A 15,868-nucleotide genomic window follows, 5' to 3' on the forward strand; every position below is an offset into this window, starting at 1 on the left:
TCATGGATGATCTGTTGCGGGAGTTTCTGACGGAGACCAGCGAGAGCCTGGACACCGTCGACAATCAGCTGGTGAAGTTCGAGCAGGAGCCGAACAACGCCAAGATCCTGGATAACATCTTCCGCCTGGTCCACACCATCAAGGGTACGTGCGGCTTCCTCGGACTGCCGCGGCTCGAAGCGCTGGCGCATGCCGGCGAGACGCTGATGAGCAAATTCCGCGACGGCATGCCGGTGACCGGCCAGGCCGTGACGCTGATCCTGTCCTCGATCGACCGCATCAAGGAGATCCTCGCAGGCCTCGAGACGACCGAAGCCGAGCCGGAAGGCAACGACCGCGATCTCATCGACAAGCTGGAAGCGATGGTCGAGCAGGGCATGGCGGCCATGTCAGCGTCGGCGCAGCCGATGCCGGCCGCCGCCCCCGTTGCCGAAGCCCCGCCGCTGGTGCCGGAAGCCCCTGTGGCCGCTGCGCCCGCGCTTGCCAAGGAGATGTCCACGGGCACGCTGATCGACCAGACGCTGGAGCGCCCCTTGCGTCCCGGCGAAGTCTCGCTGGACGATCTCGAGCGCGCCTTCCGCGAGACCGCGATCGAAGCGCCGGCCCCGGCGCCCGTTGCGCAGGCCGCGCCCGCGCCGGTTGCTGAAGCGCCCGCGCCCGCCGCCAAGGAGAAGGCGCCCAAGGAGAAGGCCGCGCCGAAGAAGTCGGCGGCAGAAGAGACCGGCGGTGATGGCGACCGCGTCGCCAACCAGTCGATCCGCGTCAACGTGGATACGCTCGAGCATCTGATGACCATGGTCTCCGAGCTGGTGCTGACCCGCAACCAGCTGCTGGAGATCTCCCGCCGCAACGAGGACACCGAGTTCAAGGTGCCGTTGCAGCGTCTCTCCAACGTCACCGCCGAGCTGCAGGAAGGCGTCATGAAGACGCGCATGCAGCCGATCGGCAATGCCTGGCAGAAGCTGCCCCGCATCGTCCGCGATCTGTCGAGCGAACTCGGCAAGCAGATCGATCTGGAGATGCACGGCGCCGACACCGAGCTCGACCGCCAGGTGCTCGATCTGATCAAGGACCCGCTCACCCACATGGTGCGCAACTCCGCCGACCATGGCCTGGAGACCCCCGCCGAGCGCCTCGCCTCCGGCAAGGGCGAGCAGGGCACCATCCGGCTCTCCGCCTATCATGAAGGCGGTCACATCATCATCTGCATCGCCGACAACGGCCGCGGTCTCAACACCGAGAGGATCAAGGCCAAGGCGATCTCCTCAGGTCTCGTCACCGAGGCCGAGCTCGAGAAGATGTCGGAAGCCCAGATCCACAAGTTCATCTTCGCGCCGGGCTTCTCCACCGCGGCCGCCATCACCTCGGTCTCCGGCCGTGGCGTCGGCATGGACGTGGTCCGCACCAATATCGACCAGATCGGTGGCACCATCGACATCAAGTCGGTGGCCGGTGAGGGCTCCTCCGTCACCATCAAGATCCCGCTGACGCTCGCCATCGTCTCCGCGCTGATCGTCGAAGCCGCCGGTGACCGCTTTGCCATCCCGCAGCTCTCGGTGGTCGAGCTGGTCCGTGCCCGGGCCAACAGCGAGCACCGCATCGAGCGCATCAAGGACACCGCGGTCCTCCGCCTGCGCAACAAGCTGCTGCCGCTGATCCATCTGAAGAAGCTGCTCAAGATCGACGACGGCGCGGCCTCCGATCCCGAGAACGGCTTCATCGTGGTGACGCAGGTCGGCAGCCAGACCTTCGGCATCGTCGTCGACGGCGTGTTCCACACCGAAGAAATCGTGGTCAAGCCGATGTCGACGAAGCTTCGTCACATCGACATGTTCTCGGGCAACACGATCCTGGGCGATGGCGCGGTCATCATGATTATCGACCCCAACGGCATTGCCAAGGCGCTCGGTGCCGCCGGCTCCTCGGCCCATGACATGGCCGACGACAATGGCGCGCTCCACATCGGAAGCGGCGAGCAGACCACGTCGCTGCTGGTGTTCCGCGCCGGCTCGTCCCAGCCCAAGGCGGTCCCGCTCGGGCTCGTCACCCGCCTCGAAGAGCTCCCGGCCGACAAGATCGAGTTCTCCAACGGCCGCTACATGGTGCAGTACCGCGAGCAGCTGATGCCGCTGGTGGCCATGGACGGCGTCACCATCGCCAGCCAGGGCGCGCAACCGATCCTGGTGTTCGCCGATGACGGCCGCTCCATGGGCCTCGTCGTCGACGAGATCATCGACATCGTCGAGGAACGGCTCAACATCGAGGTCGGCGGCTCCGCCTCCGGCATCCTGGGCTCGGCCGTGATCAAGGGCCAGGCCACCGAGGTGATCGACGTCGGCCACTTCCTGCCGATGGCGTTCGCCGACTGGTTCACCCGCAAGGAGATGAAGCCGTCGATGCACTCGCAGGCGGTGCTGCTGGTCGACGACAGCGCGTTCTTCCGCAACATGCTGGCGCCCGTGCTCAAGGCCGCCGGCTACCGCGTCCGCACCGCGCCGACGGCGCAGGAGGGCCTGGCGGCGCTGCGTGCACAGAGCTTCGACGTGGTCCTGACCGACATCGAGATGCCCGACATGAACGGGTTCGAGTTCGCGGAAGTTATCCGCTCCGACAGCAATCTCGGCGCGATGCCGATCATCGGCCTCTCCGCGCTGGTGTCGCCGGCCGCGATCGAGCGCGGCCGTCAGGCCGGCTTCCACGACTATGTCGCCAAGTTCGACCGTCCCGGTCTGATCGCGGCGCTGAAGGAACAGACCGCGGCTGCCGCCGGCGCCTCCGATCTGAGCCGGGCAGCGGCGTAAGAGCATGATCCGGAAAAGTGTGAAGCGGTTTTCCGGAGAGATCATGCTCAAACACAACAGCGTTCGGGATCAGGAGACACATCAATGACCAAGAAGACCCAGACCGGCGAAGGCGCCATGATCGAGTACGTCACCGCGATGATCGGCGGCCAGCTGTTCGGCCTGCCGATCTCCCGCGTCCAGGACGTGTTCATGCCCGAGCGCGTCACCCGCGTTCCCTTGTCCTCGCGCGAGATCGCGGGCGTGCTGAACCTGCGCGGCCGCATCGTCACCGTGGTCGACATGCGCGCCCGCCTCGGCCTGCCCAAGCCCGAGGACGGCAAGACCCCGATGGCGGTCGGCGTCGACATGCGCGGTGAATCCTATGGCCTGCTGATCGACCAGATCGGCGAAGTGCTGCGCCTGTCCGAGGANCGGCAAGGAAGAAAACCCCGTCAACCTCGACCCCCGCATGGCCAAGCTCGCCGGCGGTGTCCACCGTCTCGACGGCCAGCTCATGGTCGTCCTCGACGTCGATCGCGTCCTCGAGCTCGCGCCCGAGATGATGGCGGCCTGATACGGCGGCATTCTGCCGACGTACCTGCAATTGGAAGTGTCCCCATACAGGGGATCAGAAGCAGAGGTTCACATGCGAACGTGTCTCGTTGTTGATGATTCCAGCGTCATCCGCAAGGTTGCGCGCCGGATCCTGGAAGGCCTCGATTTCCAGATTCTCGAAGCCGAGGACGGTGAGAAGGCGCTCGAGGCCTGCAAGCGCGGGTTGCCCGACGCCGTGCTGCTCGACTGGAACATGCCGGTGATGGATGGCTACGAGTTCCTCGGCCATCTGCGCCGCATGCCCGGCGGCGACCAGCCCAAGGTGGTGTTCTGCACCACCGAGAACGACGTGGCGCACATCGCGCGCGCGCTGCACGCCGGCGCCAACGAGTACATCATGAAGCCCTTCGACAAGGACATCGTGACGGCGAAGTTCCAGGAAGTCGGCTTGATCTAGGCGAACATCGGAGGCTGAACGGCTTCTTCGGCGTTTGTTTTCAACTAAACCGTTTCAGTCTGAGTTGGTGAGTAATGAGTGTTGCGTTCGCAGGTAATTCGACCACGGGCTTGTCGCGTGAAGCCGGGCCGCTGCGGGTGATGGTCGTCGACGACTCCGTCGTCATCCGCGGTCTGATCTCGCGCTGGATCGGAGCCGAGCACGACATGGAGGTCGCAGCCTCGCTGCGCACCGGGCTCGAGGCGGTCAACCAGATCGAACGCATCAATCCCGATGTCGCCGTGCTCGACATCGAAATGCCCGAGCTCGACGGCATCTCGGCGTTGCCGCAACTGCTCGCGAAGAAGCGCGATCTCGTCATCATCATGGCCTCCACGCTGACCCGTCGCAACGCGGAGATCAGCTTCAAGGCGCTGTCGCTCGGCGCCGCCGATTACATTCCGAAGCCGGAATCGACGCGTGAGATATCCGCCGCGGACATCTTCCATCACGACCTGATCCAGAAGATCCGTCATCTCGGTGCACGGCTGCGCCGGAAGCCCGCCGTTGCGAGCCCGCCGCTTGCGCCCGCGAGCCCCGCCGCCCTGGCTGCACGCGCGCCGGTTGTCGCGCGGCCCGCCGCGCCCGCGCCGGCCTTGCATGCGCTGTCGTCAGGCGCGCTCACCACGCGTCCGTTCTCGACCCAGGCGCCGAAGGTGCTGCTGATCGGCTCATCGACCGGCGGTCCGCAGGCGCTGATGGCGCTCGTCACCGAGCTCGGCCCGGTGATCGACCGCGTCCCGGTGCTGATCACGCAGCACATGCCGCCGACCTTCACCACCATTCTCGCCGAGCATCTGGCGCGTTCGAGCCGCAAGCCGGCTGCCGAGGCGATCGATGGCGAGCCGGTGAAGGCTGGGCGCATCTACCTCGCGCCCGGTGCCAAGCACATGCGCGTCGCGCGCAGCGGCGCGGACGTCGTGATCGCGCTCGACGATGGCCCCGCCGTCAATTTCTGCAAGCCGGCTGTCGATCCGCTCTTCACCTCCGCCATCGATATCTGGCACGGCCACATCCTCTCCGTGATCCTGACGGGCATGGGCTCGGACGGCATGCGCGGCGGCAAGGACATCGCCGCTGCCGGCGGCAGCGTGATCGCGCAGGACGAAGCTTCCAGCGTGGTATGGGGCATGCCCGGTGCGGCTGCCCATGCCGGCATCTGCGCGGCGATCCTGCCGCTCAACCAGATCGGCGCGAAGGTCAACCGTCTGTTCGCGGGAGACCGCTCGTGACGCCGACGGACTATGAGTATCTGCGCAAGTTCCTGAAAGAGCGCTCCGGTCTCGATCTCTCGCCCGACAAGCAGTATCTGGTCGAGAGCCGGCTGCTGCCGCTGGCCCGCAGGGCGAGCCTGCCCGGCATTCCCGATCTCGTGCTCAAGATCAGGAACGGCGATGGCCGGCTTGCGACCGACGTGGTCGAAGCCATGACCACGAACGAGACCTTCTTCTTTCGCGACAAGATTCCATTCGATCATCTGCGCGACAGTATCATGCCAGGCTTGATCCAGGCGCGTGCCGCGCGCAAATCGCTGCGCATCTGGTCGGCGGCTTCGTCGACGGGGCAGGAGCCCTATTCGATCGCGATGTGCTTGAAGGAGATGGGCGCCGCGCTCGCGGGCTGGCGCATCGAGATCGTCGCCACCGATCTGTCGCAGGAGGTGCTGGAGAAATCCAAGGCCGGCGTCTACAGCCAGTTCGAGGTGCAGCGCGGTCTGCCGATCCAGTTCCTGATGAAATACTTCACCCAGTCCAATGAAGTCTGGCAGCTCAATGCCGACGTTCGCGCGATGGTGCAGTTCCGCCAGCTCAATCTGTTGCAGGACTTCTCGCATCTCGGCACGTTCGACGTGATCTTCTGCCGCAACGTGCTGATCTATTTCGACCAGGACACCAAGGCGGTGATCTTCGAGCGCATGGCGAAGGGCCTGGAAGCGGATGGCACGTTGTTGCTCGGCGCTGCTGAATCCGTCGTCGGCATCACCGATGCCTTCCGCCCGATCTCCGACCGGCGCGGTCTCTACCAGCTCAATCCGGCCCGCTCCGGCCGCCCGATGGGGGGATTGATGCCGCAGCCACTGAAGGTCGCCGCGGCGAGGTGAGATGCTGCTTCACCCTCTCCCACAAGGGGAGAAGGAAGAAAGCAACCCCTCACAAAATCGCGTGCGGCAGAAACCGCGAGCTGTTGCCCGTGATCGGGCTCTCGTCCTCGCGGATCGAAAGCCCGCAGGGCTCGTGGTTCACCAGCCAGCTTCCCACCACCGGAAAGACACCGGAAAAGTTCGGCAGCGGTGACAGCGCCTGGCGTACGAAGCCTTCGGCCCCGTAGGGGCCGGCGTGCTCATCGAGCGACATTCCACCCGAGACCAGCGTGACATTGGCGCCTTCGCGCGACAACAGCGGCTTGCGGACGTAGGAGCCGCCGAGCTCGGCTGCGCGCGGATCGTCCTCGAAGAAGGCGGGCAGCAGGTTGGGATGGTTCGGAAACATCTCCCAGAGCAGCGGCAGGATGCCCTTGTTGGAGAGTACCGCCTTCCATGGCGGCTCGATCCAGCGCGTCGGAGCGCCGGCGAGCTTGGCACCGAAGGCGTCGTGGAACATCCATTCCCAGGGGTAGAGCTTGAAGGCAAGCTCCATGTCGCGGTCGTCGAGATCGACGAAGCCGCCGGCCTCGTCGCGCCAGCCGATCTCCTCGATGTCGAGCATCGTGGTTGCAAGGCCCGCCTGGCGCGCGGTGTCTTCGAGATAAGCGAGCGTGCCCGCGTCCTCTTCGCTGCCAGTGGTGCCTGTGAGATGCAGATGGCCGCCCGCGCCGATCGCTTTCCACGCCTCGATCAGCCGCTCGTGAATGGAGTTGAACTGGTCGGCGCGCGCAGGGATGATGCGCCGCTCGATCGCCTGCTCGAGCCAGGTCCATTGAAACACCGCAGCCTCGAAGATCGAGGTCGGCGTGTCCGCATTGTATTCGAGCAGTTTCGCCGGACCGTCGCCGTCGAACTTCAGGTCGAGCCGGCCGTAGAGGCTGCTGTCGTCGCGCTGCCAGCTGTCCGCAATCAGATCCCAAAACGCTTCCGGAATCTTGAGCCGCCGCAAATGGCGTTCGTCGCCGATCACGCGACCGGCCAGTTCCAGGCACATCGCATCGATCTCGCCGGTCGGCGTTTCGATCGAGCGCTCGATCTCGTCGAGCGAGAACGCATAATAGGCGCGCTCGTCCCAATAACGCTCACCCTCGATGGTGTGGAAGGCAAAGCCGCATTGCTCAGCGGTCTGTTGCCAGTCGTCGCGCTCGGGACAAATGATGCGTTGCATGTGTCAGCCGCCGCCGTGACCGGCATGACCATGACCGGCATGACCTTGACCCGGATGGCCACCGTGCATGTGATGCAGCGTGCGGCCCAAGCCGCCATAGCTTGGCCGGCAATACGGCTTGCCGTCGATGCCGGGCACGGCTTCGAGGCCGGACCCGCAAGGGCGCTCGCGCTTCACAAATCCCATCGAGACCGCGCTGCCAGCGGCAGTCCCCATCAAGGAGAGCACGACTCTTCGCGAACGCTTCATATCGCTTCCTCCCGCCACGTCACCTAAGCAGACCGGTGCGCGGCGTTGAATTCACAAATCCGCGCCTCAGCTGCCGCCCGAGAAGCCATGCGCAAACGAGCCGAAGCCACCGCGCGTGACGCCACCGGAGCCGGAATCGGACGACGTCCCTGACGAGGAATGGCTTGAGGAGTCGCTGCTGTAGAAACCCGAACGCGAGGACCAGTGCGAGGTGCCGCCTGACGAGCTGCTGCTGCAGTTTGTCGTCTGCGTCGGCGCCGTCGCGCCGGGGACTGACGATCCGGGAGGAGAGAGGTCGCAGTTCCGCCGCGGCATCAGCATGAAGGCCGTGGTGCCGACCGCGATCGTGCCCATCACCAATAGCGCGACATGGCCCGAGCGTTTCACCGGCTCGCGCGGGGCCGGCGCTGCGGGTGCGGGCCTGCGCTTGCCGAAATCCTTAGGTGGAGGCTTCGCTGCCATGTCAGTAGATCATGCAGGCGGCGTTCAGGAGGCCGGCGGCGAGCGAGGACAGACCGAGCCAGATCGCGGGCGCCAGCTCGCCGGCGGCGATCCGCCCCGACAGGTTCGGCACCGGGATTTTCACGATGTAGAACACTGCGACTTGCACGATCAGCGCGATTGCAGCCCAGATCAGGCAGTCCAGCACGTTGGCCGCATGCGCGATCGCGCTGAAGAGCGGCGCCACGAAGCCGAGCAGGCTGAGGCCGAGCGCAATCGCCGCCGCCGGATCATTGTCGCGGATCAGCTGGAATTCGTTGTGCGGCGTGATCCGCGTGTAAGCGAAGAGATATGCCACTATCGCGATCAGCCCGGTGCAGAAGTAAACCAGGAAGGCGGGCAGACCGGCGAGCGATTGCAGGATCATGGGGAGGTCCAACGTTGGCGCCGGGAATTCTGGCACGATCGCTTAGTCGCTGCACCCGGCGGACAGGTTCGATCCCCAGAAACGAGCCTGCTCCGCGGTATGCCCCGGCACTGCACAAAATATCGTTCCACATGAGACATGCTTCACAAATGCGTCTCGAGGTTGCGTGTGATAGTCTGGCGCATTGTATTCACGGTCGTCCTGGTTGCGATCGACCACGCACATTCGAGGGCTTCTTCGTTCAGATCAAAATCTTGTTGAGTGAGGCTCAAAATGCCTGTTGCCGAATACGAAGATTTCGAGCTCGAGATCGGCTCCGATCTGCCCGTGGGTGGCGGCCCTCAGCAATATTACGGTCGCGTCGTCAGGTCGCCGGCGGGCGAAGCGCCGAAGAGCCAGGTGAAGTTCTGGTTCTCCGCGCCTGGTGAACTGGCCAAGCTGCGCGGCGAGCTGGAGAACGCCGTCCTCGAGATCGACGAGAAGAATCGCCAGGGACCAACCACGCGCGGCGAGCAGGTGCTGCGCGATTTCGGCCGCGGGGTGTTCCGCAGTGTCTTCACCGACGTACCGTCGATCCAGCGCATCTATGAGCGCAGCAAGGGCGCGGCGCAGGATCTGAGGATCAAGCTGCGCATCGAGGCGGCCGACCTTGCCGGGCTGCCCTGGGAGTATCTTTACGACGAAGACGACATGCCCGGCTTCGTCAGCCTGACGCGCCCCATCGTGCGCTATCTCGAGACGGCGGGCGGCGTCGGCCGGATGGGCGTCAAAGGACCCTTGCGCATCCTCGGCATGATCGCCGATCCCTCGACCAGCGAATGGCCGAAGCTCAACGTCGTCAAGGAGCGCGACCGCATCAACAAGGGCATCGATGCGCTCCAGCACGAGGGCAAGGTCGATTTTCAGTGGGTCCCCGGAGGGACCGGCAAAGACCTGATGAAGAAGCTGCTGGAAGGCGAGTGGCACATCTTCCACTTCATCGGGCATGGCGGCGTCGAGGAAGCCTTGCCCGGCGCCGGCGCTTCAGGCTACGTCATCATGGTCGACGAGGACGGCAAGCCGGTGAAGAAATTCGCCTCCGATCTCGCGATGATGCTGACGGGTGCACGGCGCAGCATGCGCCTGATCGTGCTCAATTGCTGCGAGAGCGCCAGGATCAATGTCGGCGACCGCTTCGGCAATCCTGCGATCGGGTTGATGAAGACGGGGTGGCTGCCCGCGGTGGTGGCGATGCAGTTTCCGATCACCGACAGCGCCGCGATCTCGATGTCGGAGGGATTTTACGCAGCCCTCGCCGGCAACCGTCCGATCGACGATGCCGTGACGCTCGCGCGCAAATTCATCCAGGAGAAGTCCCGGGTCGAGTGGGGAATTCCGGTCCTCTACATGCGCTCGCAGGACGGCCGAATCTTTGATGTCGAAGCGTCGCAGCCGCCCGTGCCTCCGCCCGAGGCGGCGCGCCCCTCGAAGGAACTGCTGCTGCAGCGGCGCGACGAATTTATGGAGGCGCTGCTTATTGCGCCGACCACGATCGAGGCGCTGGAGGATCTCACCAGGCGCGGACAGGAACTGCATGGGCTCCTGGCCAACGACGCCGAACTCTCGGTCCGGCTCGCAAAAGTCTATTTCGATCTCGGCACGCTTCAGCACAAGCAGAAGCAGATCCCGAAGGCCGCCGCGAGCTTCGCCTACATGCTGAAGCTCGATCCGGCCAAGCCCGAATATTTCGTGCGCCGCGCCAATTTCAACGTGACGGTCGGTCTTTACGAGAATGCGCTCAGCGACATCACCGAGGCGATCAAGCTCAAGCCGAAGAACCCTGAGTTCTACTGGATCAAGGGCATCGTCAGCATGACGGCCGCCGGCACCGACGACAAGCGCGGCTATGTCGAGGAGGCGATCAAGGCCTTCGGCACGGCAATCGCGACCAACGAGAACGAGCCGAAATATCTGGTCTCCCGGGCCAATGCCTACGCCCAGATCAAGGACGTGGCGAAGGCCCAGAACGATATGGACAGCGCGATCGCGCTGGCCCCTGACAATATCGATCTCCTGGTCCAGAAGGCCAAGATGATCGCCGAGGCTGCGTGACTCCCACGCGACCGCCGGATGCCGCGGTGTCCGGCGCGCCTTTCAACAGCGAACCCTAGCAATAGGAGTTCATCGTGCCGATTGCTCATGTCGTAGACTCCTTGAATTCGATCTTCGAGTCCTTCGGCGGACCGCTTCTGGTCGTGCTGTTCTACTGGTTCAGGTTTCATACGCTGAAGGGGACCCGCTCGTTCACGACGCGGCCGCTGTTCTTGTTCGGCCTCGCCGTCTTCATCACGCCGTTTCTGGTGATCTACGCCGTTCTTCCCGACAAGCTGTCGCCGCTTGCCACGGTCTGGCTCCTGATGTTCGCCTGGCTCATTCCCATCGCGCCGAAGGCGTGGCGGAAATTCTGCCAGGAGCTGGCCGGCATTCCCGTCAGCGCGTTCGCGCTGCGCGACGCGTTGGCCGCAGCACCGTTCCAGGTCGGTCCGGACGACATGCCGAGCCTTCAGCGCAAGCTCTCCAGGGTCGGCTATCAGGTCGACGATTTCCGCGCCACGCAATCGACCGCGATCCAGTCGCGCCTCCTCAAGATCTCGGCGGTCATGCTCCATTTCGAGCGCTGGGCCGCGGACCACGATGCCTTCATCGAACGCAATTCCGATCTCTATGCGGAGCTGCTCGCGGTCTATGACTCTCTGTGTTTCCGCACGGTCCGCGTGCTCAAGAGCAGCGCCGAGATCTACGGCGCGATCATGGAGGACAGCCTGGTCGAGCCGAACGACTGGCAGGCGCTCGACCAGCTCTCGACCCGTCACAGCGCGGTCAGCCAGCTTCAGCTGGCCGCCCAGACCGCGGCGGGATGCATGCTGGAAGATTTGCGCAAGGACATGGATTCCCTGCTCAACAATCTCCTGCTGTTCGCAGCGCGCGCCGCGCTCGCCGGCGAATGGACGCTTGGCCGCAGCAGGAAAAAGTTAGGGGCGATCGGCTTCACGCTCGAGCCGTCCCCGCCCGGCATCGTGAAGTTCGTGGTGGTCGTGGCGGGCTTCGCCTTCGTCTGGTGCCTGGCGTGGCTGATCGGGTCCGGCAAGGTCGTCCACACGCCTGGCGACCAATATGTCGGCATGATGCGAACGCTGCTGATGACGCCGCTATACCTGATCGTGAACTTTGGGCTGGTCTATTACTTCAAGCGACAATACGCGTTCGCGAACGAGACCATCTTCGGTCGGTTGCCGGTTCAATTCATCCTGACGATCGGTCTCTGGAGTGCGCTGTTCGTCTTCCTGCCGCTTCAGGCGCTGTTCGACTTCTACCAGTTTCCGCAAAGGTCCTATCTCGGCGTGGTCCTGCACGAGCTGCCGATTCTGATCTTCCCTTGGGGGATCGCGGCGATGGCCGCGCTGCTGGTGCAGGATTCGACGTGGAGCAGGCGGTCGCGGATCACCCGGCGGATGCGCGATGGCCTCGTCTTCGGCGGCGGCATGACCACAATGCTGTGGGTGCTCACGGCAATCCACCTGATCAGCCCCATGCCGGTGATGGAAGTCGTCGACAACGTTCCCGGCTGGGCGTTCTTGTGGTCCTTCGTGGTCCCGACGTTCGCGTTCGGCTTCATCATCGGCTACGCGTTGATAGCCTGGCTGCGCGAGGCGGCCGCACGCGTCCCGGTCAGGAGCCCGGTTACGGCAGGTCCGATGCTCGCGAGCGCCTGACGAGGCCCCCAAAAAACAAAACCCCGCCATTTGCGGCGGGGTCCAGGCTGGGAGGAGCGGGCCCGAGGGGGGCTCGCGACGTAAACCGATCAGGCGGGGATGCGCTCTTCCTGCTCATGCGGCTCGCGCAGCACGTAGCCGCGGCCCCACACGGTCTCAATGAAGTTGCGTCCCTCGGAAGCGTTGGCCAGCTTCTTGCGGAGCTTGCAGATGAAGACGTCGATGATCTTCAGCTCGGGCTCGTCCATGCCGCCATAGAGGTGGTTGAGGAACATTTCCTTGGTGAGGGTCGTACCCTTGCGGAGCGAGAGCAGCTCCAGCATCTGGTATTCCTTGCCGGTGAGGTGCACGCGCTGGCCACCGACCTCGACCGTCTTGGTGTCGAGGTTGACGACGAGGTCGCCGGTCTGGATGACCGACTGGGCGTGACCCTTGGAGCGGCGCACGATCGCGTGGATGCGGGCAACCAGCTCGTCCTTATGGAAGGGTTTGGTCATGTAGTCGTCGGCGCCGACGCCGAGACCCTTGACCTTGTCCTCGATGCCGGCGAGGCCGGAGAGGATCAGGATCGGTGTCTTGATCTTGGAGACTCGAAGCTGCTTGAGCACGTCGTAGCCGGACATGTCGGGCAGGTTGAGGTCGAGAAGGATAATGTCGTAATCGTATAATTTACCGAGATCGACGCCTTCTTCCCCCAAATCGGTCGTGTAGACGTTGAAGCTCTCAGACTTCAGCATCAGCTCGATCGACTGCGCGACGGCGCTGTCATCTTCAATCAGCAAAACGCGCATGCCAGTTCCCCATAGTCGCCGCTCCCGGGCGTCAGGTCGGCCGCATTCGCGGCACTCAACAAAACGCCTTTGAACAACTGATTCGGATCCTGACAACAGATGGTTAACAAATCCTGATTCTGGAACGCAAGTCCCCCCGGTGCAATTTTTCTCGAATCGCCCTAAGGTCTTGTGCGTGAAGCAGCTTTCGCTATCCGATTCCGTTCAAGTTCCACTTTAAGAGACGGGCCTAACCGACTCCCGCGACTCAGCCTTCTTCTGAAGGGGGGCCACGCTCAGTCACAAAGACAGTGACGCAATGATTAACGATGCGGGTAAACACGAAGTTAAGCGCCGTTCAGAAATATGGCGAAATTTAAGGGTTTCGCCACCAAGGCCCCAGCGTGAAGGCGCGTCCCTATGAAGGCCCTCTTATGAAGGCTCCTCTATGAAGGCTCTGGCCGAACAGATCGGCGATATCGACGGCGTCAATATCTACGGCCGTGTGGTCGGCGTGCGCGGCCTCATGGTCGAGGTCGCCGGCCCGATCCACGCGATGTCGGTAGGCGCGCGACTTGTGATCGAGACCGGCGGCGACCGTTCCATCCCCTGCGAGGTGATCGGCTTCTCCGGCAACAACGCTGTCGTGATGCCGTTCGCCGGTCTCGACGGTGTGCGTCGCGGCTGCAAGGCCGTGATCGCCAATGCGGCCAATCAGGTCCGTCCGTCATCGGCCTGGCTCGGCCGCGTCGTCAATGCGCTGGGCGAACCGATCGACGGCAAGGGGCCGTTGCCGCAGGGCGCTTCCCCGATGCCGTACCGCAATTCGCCGCCGCCGGCGCATTCGCGCAAGCGCGTCGGCAGCCCGCTCGATCTCGGCGTGCGCGCGATGAACACCTTCCTCACCTGCTGCCGCGGCCAGCGCATGGGCATCTTCGCGGGTTCCGGTGTCGGCAAGTCCGTGCTGCTCTCGATGTTCGCGCGCAACGTCGACGCCGCGGTCAGCGTCATCGGGCTGATCGGCGAACGCGGCCGCGAGGTGCAGGAATTCCTGCAGGATGACCTCGGCGAGGAGGGGCTGGCGCGCTCCGTCGTGGTGGTCGCGACCTCCGACGAACCGGCCCTGATGCGACGGCAGGCCGCGTATCTGACGCTCGCGGTCGCCGAATATTTTCGCGACGAGGGCCAGGACGTTCTCTGCCTGATGGATTCGGTGACGCGTTTCGCCATGGCCCAGCGCGAGATCGGGCTGTCCGCCGGCGAGCCGCCGACGGCCAAGGGCTATACGCCGACCGTCTTCACCGAGCTGCCGAAGCTCTTGGAGCGCGCGGGGCCGGGCCTCGGGGAGGGCGCGATCACCGCGATCTTCACGGTGCTGGTCGACGGCGACGATCACAACGAGCCGATCGCCGACGCCGTCCGCGGCATCCTCGACGGCCACATCGTGATGCAGCGCTCGATCGCGGAGCGCGGCCGCTACCCCGCCATCAACATCCTGAAGTCGGTGTCGCGCACCATGCCGAAATCGGCCGATCCGCAGTTCTGGCCGACCATCCAGAAGGCGCGGGCGGTCATGGCGACCTATGCCGACATGGAGGAGCTGATCCGGCTCGGCGCCTACCGGGCCGGCTCCAGCCCCGAGGTCGACGAGGCGATCCGGCTGCACGAGCCGCTGGAGGCCTTCCTGCGCCAGCGCAAGGACGAAAATGCCTCGCTGGCCGATGGTTACCGCCAGTTGGCGCAAATCCTCGGTGATTTGGAAACGGAACGCTAACTTTGTCCCGTCATCATCCGATCCCACAGAGTAGCAGAGCCGGTCTTGGCCCAATCGGGCCTGTGGGGAGACCGGTGCCGTCCCAATGTACGTGTGTCTTGCAGCCAAGGGACTTCTGGGGAGTACGAGTCGATGAAGTCACGTGATACGCTCATTCGCCTGAAGAAATTTCAGGTCGACGAGAAGCGCCGCCGGGTCGCCCAGATCGAGTCCATGATCGCCGACTTCCAGCGGATGTCGACCGATCTGGATCGCGAGATCCAGACCGAGCAGGACCGCGCCGGGATCAACGACCCCGCGCATTTCGCCTATCCGACCTATGCCAAGGCTGCCATCCAGCGCCGCGAGAACCTGACCCGCTCGGCCGACGAGCTGCGGGGCCAGCTCGAGGAGGCCAAGGCTGCGCTCGGGGAGGCTTTCGAGGAGCTGAAGAAGGTCGAGCTCCTGGATGAGCGTGACCAGGCCCGCGAGCGCGCCGAGGAAAACGCCCGCGAGCAGGCTGATCTCGACAGCATCGGCCTGATGCGTTCCCGCATCGGCGCCGTCGCGTAAGCGGCAGCCCGCGGTCAAAACCGACGAGAATTTGCGAGCCCGGAACCGCAAGGTCCGGGTTTTTGCGTGTGCTGTCCACAGCGTGGCGTCCCGCCCCTTGGTGACGGGCTTGGCCGCGCGCTATGGTAGCGGAGTGCCAGGGTCCGCGCGGATGCGACGGGGGCCTGCGCGTTGGGGGGCTGAATGCTGACGCCAGCAGAGCTGGTCGGGCTGATTGAGGCGGTGGCGAAGCGCGATCAGGCCGCGTTCGAGCGCCTCTATGGTGCCACGCGTGCGAAACTCTATGGCGTCGTCCTCCGTATCTTGCGCCGACAGGATCTCGCGGAGGAGGTCATTCAGGAGACCTACGTCAAGATCTGGAACAGTGCCGGCCAGTTCAATCCGGCGCTGTCATCGCCGATCACGTGGATGGCCTCGATCGCGCGCAACCGCGCCATCGATATCGTCCGCAAGAAGACGGAGGCCTCGATCGAGGAGGAGCCGCAGGCGATGGACGTCGCCGCCGACAGTCCCGATCCCCTGGCACGCCGGGAGATGTCCGAGGAGTTGAAGCGGCTGCTGGAATGCATTGGTCGCCTCGAGCCGGACCGTCAGCGGCTCGTGCTTCTCGCCTATTACAACGGCTGGAGCCGCGAGCAATTGGCGGAGAAATTCGCCGCGCCCGTCAACACGGTGAAGACGTGGCTGCGGCGCAGCATGTTGGATATCCGGGAGTGCCTCGGACTATAGAGGGGCTCGGACCAAGAGGATGGTTTTGG

General features: G+C 64.3%; 14 protein-coding genes and 1 pseudogene. 10 read left to right on the forward strand and 5 right to left on the reverse strand.

What is annotated here, in order from left to right:
* Window positions 1-2 precede the first annotated feature (2 nt).
* The 5 genes and pseudogenes from K3F49_RS36555 to K3F49_RS36575 all read left to right on the forward strand — a co-directional run bounded on the left by K3F49_RS36555 (window position 3) and on the right by K3F49_RS36575 (window position 5,935).
* The gene (locus tag K3F49_RS36555; RefSeq protein ID WP_234685714.1) at window positions 3-2,801 is read left to right on the forward strand and encodes a hybrid sensor histidine kinase/response regulator; all 2,799 of its coding nucleotides are present in this window, start codon (window positions 3-5) and stop codon (window positions 2,799-2,801) included.
* Window positions 2,802-2,885: 84 nt separating this feature from the next.
* A pseudogene (locus tag K3F49_RS36560) lies at window positions 2,886-3,357 on the forward strand (chemotaxis protein CheW).
* A gap of 72 nt (window positions 3,358-3,429) precedes the next feature.
* Window positions 3,430-3,795 (forward strand): response regulator, encoded by a 366-nt coding sequence (locus tag K3F49_RS36565; RefSeq protein WP_007600538.1) that lies wholly within the window; start codon window positions 3,430-3,432, stop codon window positions 3,793-3,795.
* 74 nt (window positions 3,796-3,869) lie between these two features.
* Entirely contained in the window at window positions 3,870-5,066 is a 1,197-nt protein-coding gene (locus K3F49_RS36570) for a protein-glutamate methylesterase/protein-glutamine glutaminase (protein WP_234685715.1), read from the forward strand.
* Window positions 5,063-5,935 (forward strand): CheR family methyltransferase, encoded by an 873-nt coding sequence (locus K3F49_RS36575; protein WP_234685716.1) that lies wholly within the window; start codon window positions 5,063-5,065, stop codon window positions 5,933-5,935. Before K3F49_RS36570 ends, K3F49_RS36575 begins: the two co-directional genes overlap by 4 nt.
* A 49-nt stretch (window positions 5,936-5,984) precedes the next feature.
* On the opposite strand, the gene K3F49_RS36580 is transcribed toward K3F49_RS36575, so the two are convergent.
* From K3F49_RS36580 to K3F49_RS36595, 4 genes are all read right to left on the reverse strand, one after another.
* Entirely contained in the window at window positions 5,985-7,145 is a 1,161-nt protein-coding gene (locus tag K3F49_RS36580) for a glutathionylspermidine synthase family protein (RefSeq protein WP_234685717.1), read from the reverse strand.
* Between the two features lie 3 nt (window positions 7,146-7,148).
* Window positions 7,149-7,394, reverse strand: a complete 246-nt coding sequence (locus K3F49_RS36585) for a hypothetical protein (RefSeq protein WP_234685718.1) — start codon at window positions 7,392-7,394, stop codon at window positions 7,149-7,151.
* A gap of 66 nt (window positions 7,395-7,460) precedes the next feature.
* Complete coding sequence (locus K3F49_RS36590; RefSeq protein ID WP_234685719.1) at window positions 7,461-7,856, reverse strand: hypothetical protein; 396 nt, start codon at window positions 7,854-7,856, stop codon at window positions 7,461-7,463.
* Window position 7,857: 1 nt separating this feature from the next.
* On the reverse strand, window positions 7,858-8,262 hold the full coding sequence (locus K3F49_RS36595) for a DUF350 domain-containing protein (protein WP_234685720.1): 405 nt from the start codon (window positions 8,260-8,262) through the stop codon (window positions 7,858-7,860).
* A gap of 273 nt (window positions 8,263-8,535) precedes the next feature.
* Between K3F49_RS36595 and K3F49_RS36600 the strand changes: the two genes are divergently transcribed.
* Entirely contained in the window at window positions 8,536-10,353 is a 1,818-nt protein-coding gene (locus K3F49_RS36600; protein WP_234685721.1) for a CHAT domain-containing tetratricopeptide repeat protein, read from the forward strand.
* 74 nt (window positions 10,354-10,427) lie between these two features.
* A complete protein-coding gene (locus K3F49_RS36605) occupies window positions 10,428-12,014 on the forward strand; it encodes a hypothetical protein (protein WP_234685722.1) in 1,587 nt (528 codons plus the stop codon).
* Window positions 12,015-12,103: 89 nt separating this feature from the next.
* Here the strand turns inward: K3F49_RS36605 and ctrA are convergent, their stop codons facing one another.
* Window positions 12,104-12,805 carry a response regulator transcription factor CtrA gene (gene ctrA, locus K3F49_RS36610; protein ID WP_015688285.1) on the reverse strand — a complete coding sequence of 234 codons (702 nt, stop codon included), beginning with the start codon at window positions 12,803-12,805 and terminating at the stop codon, window positions 12,104-12,106.
* A gap of 427 nt (window positions 12,806-13,232) precedes the next feature.
* Between ctrA and fliI the strand changes: the two genes are divergently transcribed.
* The 3 genes from fliI to K3F49_RS36625 all read left to right on the forward strand — a co-directional run bounded on the left by fliI (window position 13,233) and on the right by K3F49_RS36625 (window position 15,839).
* Window positions 13,233-14,558: a flagellar protein export ATPase FliI gene (fliI, locus tag K3F49_RS36615; RefSeq protein ID WP_234685723.1), complete on the forward strand. Its 1,326-nt coding sequence runs from the start codon at window positions 13,233-13,235 to the stop codon at window positions 14,556-14,558.
* A 132-nt stretch (window positions 14,559-14,690) separates the two neighbouring features.
* On the forward strand, window positions 14,691-15,110 hold the full coding sequence (fliJ, locus tag K3F49_RS36620) for a flagellar export protein FliJ (RefSeq protein ID WP_027532755.1): 420 nt from the start codon (window positions 14,691-14,693) through the stop codon (window positions 15,108-15,110).
* A 183-nt stretch (window positions 15,111-15,293) separates the two neighbouring features.
* A complete protein-coding gene (locus K3F49_RS36625) occupies window positions 15,294-15,839 on the forward strand; it encodes a sigma-70 family RNA polymerase sigma factor (RefSeq protein ID WP_234685724.1) in 546 nt (181 codons plus the stop codon).
* The last annotated feature ends 29 nt before the right edge of the window (window positions 15,840-15,868 follow it).

This window comes from Bradyrhizobium monzae, from assembly GCF_021458635.1.
Taxonomy (GTDB): Bacteria; Pseudomonadota; Alphaproteobacteria; order Rhizobiales; family Xanthobacteraceae; genus Bradyrhizobium.